The sequence below is a fragment of the Bacillus sp. PK3-037 genome (genome assembly GCF_054161355.1).
Genome location: NZ_CP096408.1, coordinates 2,267,221 through 2,282,214, shown reverse-complemented (window position 1 = coordinate 2,282,214; position 14,994 = coordinate 2,267,221). Strand labels below are relative to the sequence as shown.

The window sequence follows — 14,994 nt, the reverse complement described above, 5'->3', positions numbered from 1 at the left end:
CAATCGGACCGGTTCCAGAAGAGCGCTGGGGTTATCAGTCACCGTATTATGCCGGAGTCATTGATCACATCAGCCATTTCGATCCTGATTTCTTCCTGCTCCATGAAGAGGATGTAAAGGCGATGGACCCGCAAGCATTATTGGTATTGGAAGAATGTTTGAAACTTTGGTATCACGCCGGATATACACCAGATGAAATAAAGGGTGAATCCATCGGTGTCTATCTTGGAGGCAGAAGCCAGCACAAGCCTGATGAAGAGAGTCTTCTTCATGCGAAGAATCCTATCGTGACAGTCGGCCAGAATTATGTAGCGGCAAATATTTCACAGTTTTTTGATGTTCGCGGCCCGAGTGTTGTGTTAGATACAGCATGTTCATCAGCTTTAGTCGGCATGAACATGGCTATTCAGGCCTTACACAGCGGGGATATGAAAGCTGCTGTAGTGGGCGGTGTCAGCTTGCTTGGTTCAGACGCCTCTCACCGGCTGTTTGAGCAGCGCGGCATTTTAAGTAAGCGTTCATCCTTCCATGTGTTTGATGAGCGTGCTGATGGCGTTGTTTTAGGTGAGGGTGTCGGAATGGTTCTGTTAAAAACGGTAAAACAGGCCATACAAGACGGAGATACCATTTATGCTGTGGTCAAAGCGGCCTCGGTCAATAATGACGGAAGAACCGCAGGGCCGGCAACACCTAATTTGGAGGCGCAAAAGGAAGTCATGAAGGCTGCGCTTGCCAAAAGCGGAAAACAGCCAGAGGACATCAGCTATCTTGAAGCAAACGGATCAGGTTCAATGGTAACCGATCTGCTTGAGCTTAAAGCGATTCAATCCGTGTACCGTTCAGGGAACGCGAATCCCCTTTCGCTCGGATCAATCAAGCCGAATATCGGACATCCGCTTTGTGCTGAAGGAATCGCAAGTTTTATCAAGGTTGTTCTGATGTTGAAAGAGCGCAGTGTTGTTCCATTTTTATCAGGTGATCAAGAGATGTCACATTTCGATAAGCAGAAAGCGAATCTCACGTTCAGCCGATCGTTGGAAAAATGGACAGAACCGCTGCCTGCTGCGGCCATTAACTGCTTTGCCGATGGGGGGACAAACGCCCATGTCATTTTAGAGGCGTGGGATGAAGATAAAAAGCGTGTGATTAAGCGTAGTCCAATATCGCCTCCTGAATTAAAGAAACAGGTGTTTTCGGCTGGCGCGTCAAAGCCGGAAGAGGAGACCTTAAAAATGGACACAGCAAACATATGGGATACTTATGAAGTGGAGGTCTAACGTGAAAAATATAACGAAGCAACTCACTCTATCGTTAAAAAATCCGTTTATTTATCACCATGTGGTTTACGGACAACATGTTCTTCCAGGTTTGGCTTATATTGATATGATTTACCAGATATTCAGAGAACACGGCTATTCCTTCTCAGAGCTTCAGCTGCGGAACTTATCCATTTACCAGCCGTTGACTGCTAGACAGGATTCGGTAATTATGCTCAATATCGATTGCACGGAGAAAAATGAAGGGCATTGGCAAATATCAGTTAAAGGCTTCGAAAAACGCCGTGATAAAGAAACGTCAGATGAAAAGCTCTATATGAAGGCTGATATGCACACCGACGTGCCGGCACTGTTTGAAGAAACACTGGAGCTCAATCACCTCAAAGCAACTCCGGACACGATTGTACAGCTCGATGATGTGTATGAACAGTGCAGACGCCAGGAACTTGTGCATAGCGGATATATGAAAGCGAATGGACATATTTATGAAGAGGAAGACGGTGTGCTCCTTGATCTTTCTCTTGGCTCCGAAGCCATGCTTCATGCAGAAGGCTTTATGTTTCATCCGGCTCTCATTGATGGGAGCGGAGTGGGAGCCAACAATTTGCTTACATCCTTGCTTAAAGGGGAACAGAGGCTGTTTTTGCCTCTGTTCTATGAATCTTTTTCTGCTTCAGCCCTTTTGCAGACGCATTGCATGACAAGAATTAAGCGTTCATCTGTCCGTCAGGAAAAAGAGCTTATTTATGTAACGCTTGAATTTTTTAATGCTTCGAGAGAAAAGGTGGCTGAATTGAAAAACTTCACAAGTAAATTAGTGCGTGAAGCAGAGCTGATTCATGGAGGCCGCAAGGATTTTCCTCAAAGCCAGGAGGCGAGAAAAGATCCAGCCGAACTTTCGCAGGCTGCAGAAGGAATCAAAGAGGTGTCATCGTCAGCCGAGAGTACGGGGACATACGAGGCAGCTGAACAATTCGTCAGCCAATTAATCGCAGACAAAATCAATAAGCCGATCGAACAGATTGAAAAGCAGGTCGGCTATTATCAAATGGGCCTGAATTCTTCCGGGTTGCTTGAAGTGGTAGAAACCATCAGTGGCAAAATTGGTGAGAGCCTTTCACCGACGCTCCTGTTTGAACATACCACGATTGCGGAGCTGTCAGCGTTTCTTGCCCAGGAGTACGGTGAGCATTTTTCCTCCTCTCATTGTATTGATCAAAATGAACGAAAGCGTGCCGCTTTTCGCGCAATCGATCGCGGTACTGCTGAAAGCCGGAAGAGACGTGTACAAGAGGATTATGCTCGAACTGCATCTCTGAAGGCAGCGGAGGGAGACATTGCGATTATCGGCATGGCGGGCCGGTACCCGAAGGCAAACAATATTCATGACTTTTGGAACAATCTGAAAGAGGGAATGGATTGCATTAGCGAGATTCCCGAGTCGCGCTGGGATTGGCGGCGCTTTGATGGAATCACCTCCCCTTCAGGCAAAAGCATTTCTAAGTGGGGCGGATTTATTGATGATCCTGATTGCTTTGATCCCCAATTTTTCAGAATCACGCCTAGAGAAGCGGAGACAATGGATCCTCAGGAGCGGCTGTTTTTAGAAACATGCTGGGAAACGATTGAGGATGCTGGCTACACGCCGAAGACGTTGGCCACACCTAGAGGACGGAACAAAAGACAGCATGTAGGCGTTTTTGCCGGCGTCATGCACAAGGACTATACATTAGTCGGTGCTGAAGCGGCATCGAAGGAAAATGTGTTCCCTCTCTCTCTCAACTACGCGCAAATTGCCAACAGAGTGTCCTATTTTTGCAATTTCCACGGTCCGAGTATGGCGGTTGATACGGTGTGTTCCTCATCTTTAACTGCTGTACATCTGGCGTTGGAAAGCCTTCGCCACGGAGAGTGCGAGGTCGCATTCGCCGGCGGTGTTAACCTTTCTCTGCACCCGAATAAGTATATGACGTACGGTGTTTGGGATATGTTTTCCACTGACGGGCACTGCCGCACGTTTGGCAAGGATGGGGACGGCTATGTGCCGGCAGAAGGAATTGGTGCGGTCTTATTAAAGCCTTTACGCCAGGCCGAGAAAGATGGAGATCGGATTTATGCAGTAATTAAAGGAAGTGCAGTCAACCATGTAGGAACTGTAAGCGGGATTTCTGTGCCGAGTCCTGTTTCACAAGCTGATCTGATTGAGACATGCTTGGAGAAAACAGGGATTGACCCGCGGACTGTCAGTTATGTGGAAGCGCACGGAACCGGTACGTCTTTAGGAGATCCGATCGAATTGCAGGGGCTGGTAAAAGCGTTCCGCCAATATACAGAGGATCGTCAGTTCTGTTCAATCGGTTCTGTCAAGTCAAATATCGGGCATGCGGAATCCGCCGCAGGTATCAGCGGTTTAAGCAAAGTCGCCCTTCAGCTTCACCATCAAACCCTCGTGCCTTCTTTGCATTCAGAAGAGCTGAACCCGTACGTTGACTTTGAAAAGTCGCCATTTTATGTGCAGCATAAAACCGAAACTTGGAAGCAGCCTGTTATCAATGAGAATGGTGAGGGAATCATCTATCCGCGCCGGGCAAGCATCAGTTCGTTCGGTGCAACGGGGTCTAATGCACATATAATTTTAGAAGAATACATTCCTGAAGCGGCGGAGCAGACTGTGTCTGTACCTGACACCACACCGGTGATTCTTCCGCTTTCGGCCCGGAATCAAGAACGCCTTCATGTGTATGCGGAACGTCTCCTCGATTTTCTTCATGAGGGTATTGAAATCAGAGATGTGGCTTATACATTGCAGATTGGCCGTGAGCCGATGGAAGAGCGGGTTGCTTTTTTGGCAGGCGGGATTCAAGAATTGAGAGGTCAATTAGAAGCATATCTAAAAGGACAGGAAACCATTGAGCATTGCTGGAAGGGCCGAATGACAAAAGAAACCGGTGATATTTCACTTTCCGCGGAAACAGTACATAAATGGCTGGAACAAGAAAATCTAAACCTGATCGCTGAAAAATGGGCCGGCGGATCTGCGGTTGATTGGAAGCTCTTATACGGGGAAAACAAACCTAAGAGGATCAGCTTGCCGACATACCCTTTCGCAAAAGTGCGGTATTGGGTGCCGGAGAAAGAGACAGAGATTGACTTGCCAAAACAGAATTTGACCCTAGGCCATGCCATTCATCCTCTCCTGCACGAAAATGTGTCTGACATGTCGGGCGTGCGTTTTCGTTCAGAGTTCACAGGGCGTGAATTTTTCTTGAAGGATCATGTCATTAAAGGTCAGCGCATTTTACCCGGTGCAGCCTTGTTAGAAATGGTTCGGGCAGCTGCAGAAAAGGCGGCTGCGAACCAGATGCATGCAGATATTCGTCTTCAGGACATCGTTTGGATTCGCCCTGTTGCTGTCACAGATCTGCAATCAGACATATACGTTCACCTTTATCCGGAAGACAATGGTGATATTTTGTTCGAAATCTGCAGGGAGAGTGACAGTGCGGGGGAGGAACCGGTGATATACGGCCAAGGAAGCGTTGTGCTTTGCCAGACTGAAGAAGCTCCTAAACTGAATATTGAAGAGGTGAAAGCGAGCTGCAGTAGACGCATTCTGCCGCCTGCTGTATGCTATGACGCTTATGCGGAAATGGGAATTGAGTACGGTGACGGCCACAGAGCGATTGATACTATATATGTCGGGGCAAACGAAGCTCTAGCTAAATTGACGTTGCCGTCTGTCGTTTCACATACCCAAGATCATTATGTTTTGCATCCGAGCATGATTGATGCGGCATTTCAAGCTTCTATCGGTCTGAGGCTTGGAACAGGGGATGCCAGTTTGACAGAAAGCCAAGCAATGCTGCCTTTCGCATTGCAGGATGTCCAAATGTTCAAAGATTGTGAGACTTCGATGTGGGCCCGCGTGAAATACAGCGAGGACAGTACCGCTGCGGATCGTATTCAGAAGCTTGACATCGATTTGTGTAATGAAGCGGGCCAGGTATGCGTGCGAATGAAAGGTTATTCTGCCAGAACTCTAGAAAACGAGACAGATTTAGCAACTGGCATACTTTTATTCGAGCATATATGGGAAGAAGCAGCTGTTTCCGAGAAAAATGAGTTAATGGAATATCAGAGGCATAAAGTTATTGTTTGTGATATTACAGAAAGGCAAATCGAAAGAATCCGGGACAAGTTTGACTGTACGGTATTGGATAAAAGCGGGCAGGCAGTTCATGAGCGGTTTAAAGCGTATGCTTTACAGTTATTCGAAGACATTCAACAGCTGCTAAACTCAAAGCCTGGCGGGAATGTGCTCGTTCAAGTCGCTGTTCCTGCATTGGATGAACCGCAGCTGCTAAACGGCTTAGCGGGACTTCTCAAAACGGCCCAGCTGGAAAACCCAGCATTCAATGGCCAGCTGATTGAATTTGATTCAGGGATATCTGCAACCGATCTGGCTGAAAAATTAGCAGAATGCAGGCAATATCCTCATGATAACCATATCCGATATTGGCAAGGAAAACGGTATGTAAGCAAATGGAAAGAGGCGGCAGCTGATCAACCCGGCACCGACATGCCATGGAAGGATAAAGGGGTTTATCTGATTACAGGCGGTGCAGGGGGGCTTGGTTTCCTATTTGCAAATGAAATTGCAAACAAAACGCGTGAGGCTGTCATGATTCTCACAGGCAGGTCTCCGCTCAATGAAAGAAAGCAGTCACAGCTTCAGAGGTTACAGAAAATGGGCGCGCGTGTTGTTTATAGACAAACCGATATGACTGAAAAAGAAGCTGTTATGACTTTAACGAAAGAGATTCAAGAGGACTATGGCGGCTTAAATGGCATCATTCATAGCGCAGGCATTATAAAAGATAATTTCATTATTAAGAAAAAGAAAGACGAGATTCAAGATGTGCTCGCTCCAAAGGTCACCGGCCTGATTCATCTTGACGAAGCAACGAAAGATATTCCGCTCGACTTTTTTATCCTTTTTTCTTCAAATGCCGGGACAGTGGGAAGTGCAGGACAGGCGGATTACGCAATGGCAAATGCTTTTATGAATACATTCAGCGAGTACCGGAATGTCCAAGCAGCAGAGCATAAGCGCTACGGGAAAACCCTTTCCATGAGCTGGCCGCTGTGGAAAGACGGAGGCATGCATGTTGATGCTGAAACCGAAAGGATGCTGACGAGAGATACGGGTATGGTCGCCATGGAAGCAGATGACGGAATTCAGGCATTATACCATGGATGGGCCTCAGGAAAATCGAAGCTGATGGTGGCTGCAGGCGTAGCAAGCAAAATCCATTCCTTTTTGGATCAAACAGGAAATGGGCCATCTCCAAATGGAAAACACAAAAGTGAAATTCAGCATACTGAAAATGCGAGTTCCGTGATGGGGGCCGACGAAGAGATGCTGAAAGAAAAAGCAGAGGATTATTTCAAGAGTGTGCTTTCCTCAGTTACAAAGCTGCCTGTCAGCCAGATTGACGCCGAAGCTCCAATGGAGGATTACGGAATCGATTCAATTATGATCATGCATGTTACCGGACAATTAGAAAAAGTATTCGGTTCATTGTCAAAAACCTTGTTCTTTGAATACCTCAATATTCGGTCATTATCACAGTATTTTACTGAATCACATAGAGAAAAGCTGTTACACATCTTGGGGATTGAATCAGAAACATCTTCTTCAATAGATGAAAATAGAAAGCCAGATTCTGAGACCGAAGAGAAAAAAGAAATTCCGGTTCGCCGCAGAAAGCCCGGATTCGTCCCCATGCAAAGAAACGGGCAAAAGCAGCCTGCTGAAAAAGAAACGGAAGAGATTGCGATTATCGGAATCTCCGGACGCTATCCGCAAGCAGACAACATCCATGAACTGTGGAAAAACTTGAGGGACGGCCACGACTGTATTACCGAGATTCCTGAAGACCGCTGGGACCACAGTCTTTATTACGATAAAGATAAGGACAAACCGGGAAAAACGAACAGCAAGTGGGGAGGCTTTATTAAGGATGTAGATAAGTTTGATCCGCAATTTTTCCATATCTCTCCTCGTGAAGCGAAATTAATGGATCCGCAGGAGCGTTTATTTTTGCAATGTGTTTACGAAACGATGGAGGATGCCGGATATACAAGAGAGCACCTCGGACGTAAACAGGATGCTGAACTTGGCGGAAACGTAGGCGTTTATGTCGGTGTCATGTACGATGAATATCAGCTGTACGGAGCGCAAGAACAAGCGCGGGGCCGGTCTCTGGCTTTACCGGGAAATCCATCCTCTGTAGCAAACCGGGTATCCTATTATTTCGATTTCCATGGACCGAGTATGGCTCTGGATACGATGTGCTCTTCTTCATTGACCGCTATACATTTGGCTTGCCAAAGCTTGCAGCGCGGTGAATGTGAGGCAGCTTTCGCAGGGGGAGTCAATGTTTCAATCCACCCCAATAAATATTTGATGCTTGGACAGAACAAATTTATGTCAAGCAAAGGCAGGTGTGAAAGCTTTGGACAGGGAGGAGACGGCTATGTGCCGGGAGAAGGCGTTGGAGCTGTACTCCTTAAGCCATTGTCCAAAGCGATTGAAGATGGCGATCACATTTATGGAGTCATTAAGGGCACAGCCATTAACCACGGAGGAAAAACAAACGGATACTCAGTCCCTAACCCGAATGCCCAGGCAGAGGTCATTAAAAAGGCGGTTACGGAGGCGAAAATTGACCCGCGGGCTATCAGTTATATCGAAGCGCATGGCACAGGCACTTCACTCGGAGATCCTATTGAAATAACAGGGCTGGCTAAAGTGTTCTCAGAACATACGAAAGACAAACAATTTTGTGCCATAGGCTCAGCCAAATCAAATATCGGGCACTGTGAGAGCGCGGCGGGCATTGCGGGATTAACAAAGGTATTGCTTCAAATGAAATACAGACAGCTGGCGCCTTCCCTTCATTCAAAAGTGCTGAATCCGAATATTGACTTCTTCAATTCTCCATTCAAAGTCCAGCAAGAGCTTGAAGAATGGAAGAAGCCGATCATTGAAGTAAATGGAAAAGAAATTGAATATCCGCGAATCGCAGGCCTCTCATCATTTGGCGCCGGAGGGGGTAACGCCCATATTCTAATAGAAGAATATGCTTCGAAATCTGAGCCAGAGCATTCTTCAGCGGGACAGGCGGCTGTTATTGTGCTCTCAGCAAAAAATGAAGAGAGACTTCAAAAACGGGCGGAACGATTGCTGGATGCTTTCCGTGAGGGGCGTTATGCTGAAGCCGATCTGCCTCGTATCGCATATACGCTTCAGGTTGGACGGGAAGCAATGAATGAGCGGTTGGCGTTTGTGGCTGAAAATATGCAGGAGCTTAAAGAAAAGCTGAATGATTTTATCTCTGGAAAAGAACACATTGAACACTTATATCGGGGACAAGTGAAGCGAAATAAAGAAACCATGGCAGTTTTTGCCGCTGATGAAGATATGGCGAAGACAATTGAAGCATGGGTTCGCAAAGGAAAATTCGCAAAGTTTTTAGACCTCTGGGTCAAAGGATTAAATATCGATTGGAACATGCTTTATCAAAATGGTAAGCCGCGCCGTATCAGCTTGCCTGCCTATCCTTTTGCAAGAGACCGTTATTGGATAGAAGAAACTGTGGTGAAGACAGTTGAAAAAAGACCGGTGAAGCCGGCTGTTACATCACAGCCAGTCATCCAAGAGCCATTTATTCCGGAAAAAGTCAGCGGTAAGCCTGCCAATATTTCGTTGCAGCCGTTGATGGCAAGCAGTCAGGAAACACCGCAAAGTACATCTGTACCGCTGCAGCCGATTAGAAAGCAGCAAACCATAACTGCTGAAGTCTTATGTGATGAACTGACGGCAAGCTTAGCAGACGTGTTATATATGGATCAAAATGAAATCGACCCGGACGAGGCATTCATAGATATCGGCATGGACTCCATTACCGGTCTCGAATGGATAAAATCAATCAATAAGAAATTTGGTACATCGCTTCTTGTGACCAAGGTTTATGATTATCCGACAATCCGTGATTTTGCCGCTTTCTTAAAAGGTGAATTAAGCACACAAGCTGATGGAGAAAATGCAGAAAACCATCCGCAAAAATCAGAGGAGACGTATACACCGAACCAACGGGAATCCATCTCAACTAAACCGGATAATATTTCGTTGCAGCCTTTAGGCCATCATGAGCCAGAGCAACAGAAACCAGTTGAAGACATTCAATATGCTGCTGCGGAAATTTCTGCTTCCAGTCAATATGCTGGAACAATTGAAACACTGAATGATGAATTAAAGGAAAGCATTGCTGAAGTATTATGTATGGATTCCCAAGAGGTCGATATCGATGACACCTTTATCGATATCGGAATGGACTCCATTACAGGACTAGAATGGATAAAAACAATCAATAAGCAATATGGCACATCATTTTCAGTTACCAAAGTTTATGATTATCCAACAATTCGTCAGTTTGCAAATATGTTAAAAGCCGAGGTTGTCAATCATAGTAATAGAAGTAAAGAAATAGCGGATGAGCTTTCCCTAGAGAATAAACAGCCTGAAGCACCAGCTAAAGCGAAACCCGCGGAGTGTTCGATTCAGCCCGTTCGGCTGCCAGCGATGAAAGCGCCTGAACAGAAACCAGACCGATCTCATCAAGGTTACCGAGACGATGCGATAGCCATAGTCGGGATGGCAGGCAGATACCCCGGTGCCAAGGATGTAAGAGAATATTGGGATCATCTGGTCAATGCGAGAAATGCGATCCGTGACATTCCGAAATCACGGTGGGATGTAGACAAATACTATGACCCGGCACTGAATCAAAAGGGGAAAGTCTACTGCAAATCACTGGGGATGCTGGATGATATTGAACATTTTGATCCGCTGTTTTTTAATATTCCGCCGTCAGAAGCTGAACTGATAGACCCGCAGCATCGAATCTTTTTGCAGGAAGGCTATAAAGCATTCGAGGATGCCGGATATAATGCGCAAACGTTAAGCAATAAAAAGTGCGGTGTTTATCTTGGCATTATGAGCCATGAATACGGAGTGCTGCTGAATCGGAATCAGGCAAGAGCAAGCGCCACCGGAAACAGCTTTGCGATCGCTGCAGCGCGTATTCCGTATTATCTCAATTTAAAAGGACCGGCGATTCCGATCGATACGGCATGCTCATCCTCACTAGTCGGTACACATTTAGCGCGTCAAGCATTAGTAAACAAAGAAATTGATATGGCGCTGGTGGGAGGAGTCACCTTATACCTGACACCGGAATCTTACATCAGTATGTGTGAAGCCGGCATGCTGTCTCCTGATGGACAATGCAAAGCATTTGATAATGGCGCAAATGGTTTTGTTCCCGGAGAAGGGGCAGGAGCGCTCGTTTTGAAACGGCTGAAAGATGCAGAAGCGGATCGTGATCACATCTATGGTGTAATTATCGGTTCGGGCATTAATCAGGACGGAAAAACAAACGGAATTACGGCACCGAGCGTGAAAAGCCAAATGGATCTGGAACGGGATATATATGAGACATATGGCATCCATCCTGAAAGCATTAGCTATGTTGAAATGCACGGCACCGGAACAAAACAAGGAGATCCAATAGAATTAGAGGCGCTGTCAACCGTCTTTAAAGAGAAAACAGACAAAAAGCAATTTTGTGCGATCGGTTCAGTGAAAAGCAACATTGGCCATACATCAGCGGCAGCGGGTGTTGCCGGTGTTCAAAAAGTGCTGATGTGCATGAAACATAAAACGCTGGTGCCTACATTGAACTTCTCTGAACCTAATGAGCATTTTCAATTTGAAGAATCGCCTTTGTATGTAAACACTGAGCTTAAGCATTGGGAAACGGCTGATAGAAAACCGCGGCGGGCCTGTGTGAGTTCTTTTGGATATAGCGGAACGAACGCCCACCTCGTGATTGAAGAATATCAGTCTGATAGAAACAATCATCCATTGCCAGATCGCCATCATTCAAAGTTATTTGTGCTCTCAGCGAAAAAGAGGCAGCAACTGAAGGCTTATGCCCAATCGATGAGAGACTTCGCAGATTCTAATAAAGATATCAATCTGGATGATATGGCATATACCCTTCAGACTGGCCGGGAACCAATGGACTACCGAATGGCATTTTTGGCTGATTCGAGAGAAATGCTTATCAAAACGCTTGAAGACTATATTGCAGATATTCCGAATACAGAAATCTATGACGCGCATGTCAAAACGAAGAAAAGTGAAATGAAAGTGTTTGAAACAGATAATGACGCCAAAGCCCTGCTGGAAACGTGGATTGAGAAAAAAAGGCTGGAGAAGCTAGCGGAATTATGGGTAAAAGGATTGCGAATAAACTGGAACGAGCTTTATGGCGAACACATGCCTCGCCGAATCAGTCTGCCTGCTTATCCGTTTGCAGAAGAATACTATTGGCTCCCAATTGAAGATGCTGCAGAAAAAGACAGCCGTTCGGCATTGCCATCTGCTGTACGGCCTACGAAACAGAGCTTGTTACAAAAACAGTGGCAGGATTGCCCGATTACATCAGCAGAACGTATGAGCCAAACGGTTGCCATATTGGCAAACGCAGAAACAAGGTCATTGGCTGAAGAGCTTTCCCTGTATTTCTCGAGCTATCGCATCATTGACAGCCAAGAGCTTGAGCATCTGTCAGACGCCGACTGGGAAAATGTCGGCGGAGCAGTGGATTTGATCGGATGCGGAATGAGCCATGAGCAATCGCTAAACTGGATCAGTTGGCTGCAGAAACTGATTGAGAATGGCCGTAAACACAAGCAAGAATTGACTGTCTTGTGTGTGACGAAGGGGCTCGAGTCTTATGAAAATAAAGATGTTAATCTGTCCGGTGCTTCCCGGGCTGGTCTATACCGAATGCTCCAAAGTGAATACAGTCACCTTACATCAAGACATATGGACACAGACCATGTAACAGCCGAAAAGGAGCTGGCCAGACTGATTGCAGATGAATTTTATGCTGACAGTACAGACACCGAAGTCTGTTATCGAGACGGACGGCGTTATCGCGCATATTTGGACGAGCGAACAGCAGATGCTGTTAATCAAAAAGAATTATCATTTCCGTCAGACCAGGCGCTGCTGATTACAGGGGGGACAAGAGGGCTTGGATTGGTGTGTGCGCGTCATTTTGTGCAAACATACGGGGTGAAACGATTGGTTCTCACCGGCCGTGAAGTCATGCCCCCGCGTGAACAGTGGGAGTTTCTTAAAACGAAAAACACGCCGCTTGCTCAGAAATTGAAATCCATCCAAGAGTTGGAAGAAATGGGCGCTCAAGTACAAGTACTGTCTCTTCAGCTATCCGATCCGCTTGCTGTCAAACAAAGCATCGAGACGATTCAGCATATGATGGGAGCGATTGGCGGAGTGATTCATTGTGCCGGGGCAGTGAATAAACATAATCCGGCATTTATAAGAAAATCAGCAGAAGAAATTCAAGCCGTGCTGGAGCCGAAAGTCGGAGGGCTTCAAACCTTATTTGACCTGCTCAAAGATGAGCCGCTGCAATTCTTTGTGTTATTTTCATCTGTATCAGCGACCGTCCCTGTGCTTGCGGCCGGACAAGCTGATTATGCAATGGCGAATGCATTTATGGATTATTTTGCAGAATCACATAAAGATAAATATCCGATCGTCAGCATTCAGTGGCCAAATTGGAAGGAGACCGGCTTAGGCGAGGTTCGAAGCAAAGCTTTAGAACAGACCGGACTGTTAGGCTTGAATAACGAGGAGGGATTGCAGCTTCTGGATCAGATTCTTTCTGAAAAACAACAAGCTGTTGTCCTGCCCGCGATTCACCATACAGATGTATGGCAGCCGGGTAAGCTCATGCAGCACTCACTGACGGATAAGGCTTTCCAACGTGCTGAGACAAGAGAATCAGACAGCGCTCAAAGCTTGTTCCATGGAACAGTAGAATGGCTTGTGACTATTTTTTCTGACGAGCTGAAGATAGGCGCCGAAGACCTTGAAACTGATGAGCCTTTTCAAGAATACGGAGTAGATTCGATTATTTTGGCGCAGCTATTACAGCAGATTAATCAAAAGTTAAAAGGAGATATCGATCCATCTATTTTATTTGAATACCCCACAATAGAATCTTTTGCAAAGTGGCTGATTTCTGAATATAAATCTGCCTTACCAGATGCTGTACATTCAGCTGCCTCAAAAGGACACGTGCCTGATGCGGCATCATTGCCGCCCGATCAGGCTTCCGCGGCGAAACAGCAAATGCAAAAGGCAAGCGATATAAAACCGGTGCTTCATGCAGAAGACATCGCGATCGTTGGCCTGACATGCCGATTTCCCGGAGCGGAAACGCTGGAGGCATACTGGGATGTAATACGTGACGGTCGATCAGAGATCAAACCTATGCCGCATGAACGCTTTGGCAATTCCAGCTCGTATTATGCCGGGGTAATCGAGGACCTGAACCGATTTGATCCTGATTTCTTCCTGATGTCCGATGATGATGTCAGAGCAATGGACCCACAGGCTTTGGCAGTATTGGAAGAAAGTCTGAAGCTGATGTATCACGCCGGGTACACCGAAAAGGAAATGAAAGGCATGCGGGCTGGTGTCTATATAGGAGGTCGCAGCCAGCACAAGCCTGATCAATCCAGTCTTTCAAAAGCGAGAAATCCGATTGTGGCTGGAGGACAAAACTATTTAGCCGCTAATGTTTCACAATTTTTTGATTTGCGAGGACCGAGTATTGTACTGGATACAGCTTGTTCCTCTGCATTGGTCGGCTTGAATATGGCCATTCAGGCTTTGCGAAGCGGAGATATCGAGGCAGCGGTTGTCGGCGGTGTCAGTTTGCTCGATACAGATGCACATCGAATGTTTCAGGAGCGCGGACTTTTAAGTGACAAGCCGTCTTTCCATGTATTTGACAAGCGAGCAGAAGGCGTCGTTTTAGGAGAAGGCGTGGGAATGGTTTTAGTCAAAACGGTCAGCCAAGCACTTGAAGACGGAGATTCCATTTATGCTGTCATTAAAGCCGCAGCTGTAAACAATGACGGAAGAACGGCAGGCCCATCCGCACCGAATCTTGAGGCGCAAAAGGACGTGATGCTGTCGGCGCTTGAGAAAAGCGGCAAAAAGCCTGAAGAAATCAGTTATCTCGAAGCAAATGGATCAGGTTCAGTTGTGACGGACTTGCTTGAGCTTAAGGCGATTCAAGCGATTTACCGTTCCCGCTGCAATGCTCCATTAGGGCTGGGGTCGGTTAAACCTAACATCGGCCACCCTTTATGCGCGGAAGGGATAGCAAGCCTGATTAAGGTCGCTTTGATGCTGAAACATAGACAATTGGTTCCGTTCCTGTCAGGTGATGAGAAAATGACGCATTTTAATATTGAGGAAACGGATTTGTATTTTTGTAAAACACAAGCCGAGTGGAAAGAGAAAACGCCGGCTGCAGCGATCAATTGTTTTGCCGATGGAGGAACGAATGCCCACTTGATTATAGAAGCTTGGGATGACTCGGCTGATCGTCCAATCAGAAGAAAGCCTTTGCCGCTGCCGGCACTGCATCGGCGGCCCGTTATACCAGAGAATCGAGCCCTATCAGCTCAAACTGAGCGGGGACAAGGGTTTTCAGACAAAGGTGCTCCTAAAGAAATGTTTTGGAAAACTTTCAAATAA

At 46.4% G+C, this 14,994-nt stretch carries 2 protein-coding genes (1 of these 2 only partly in view); both read left to right on the top strand.

The window, feature by feature from the left end:
• On the top strand, window positions 1-1,277 hold the 3' portion of the coding sequence (locus M1D69_RS11665) for an amino acid adenylation domain-containing protein (RefSeq protein ID WP_458106008.1). 13,879 nt of this gene lie to the left of the window's left edge; the window shows 1,277 of its 15,156 coding nt (coding positions 13,880-15,156); its start codon lies beyond the left edge, outside the window; it ends in the stop codon at window positions 1,275-1,277.
• Window positions 1,261-14,994, top strand: coding sequence for an SDR family NAD(P)-dependent oxidoreductase (locus tag M1D69_RS11660; protein ID WP_458106009.1), 13,734 nt, complete (start codon window positions 1,261-1,263; stop codon window positions 14,992-14,994). The genes M1D69_RS11665 and M1D69_RS11660 overlap by 17 nt, the downstream gene beginning before the upstream one ends.

What these genes read in the sequence shown, in the direction of transcription:
- M1D69_RS11660 (WP_458106009.1), top strand. Translation starts at nt 1,261, where the DNA reads ATGAAGTGGAGGTCTAACGTGAAAAATATAACGAAGCAACTCACTCTA.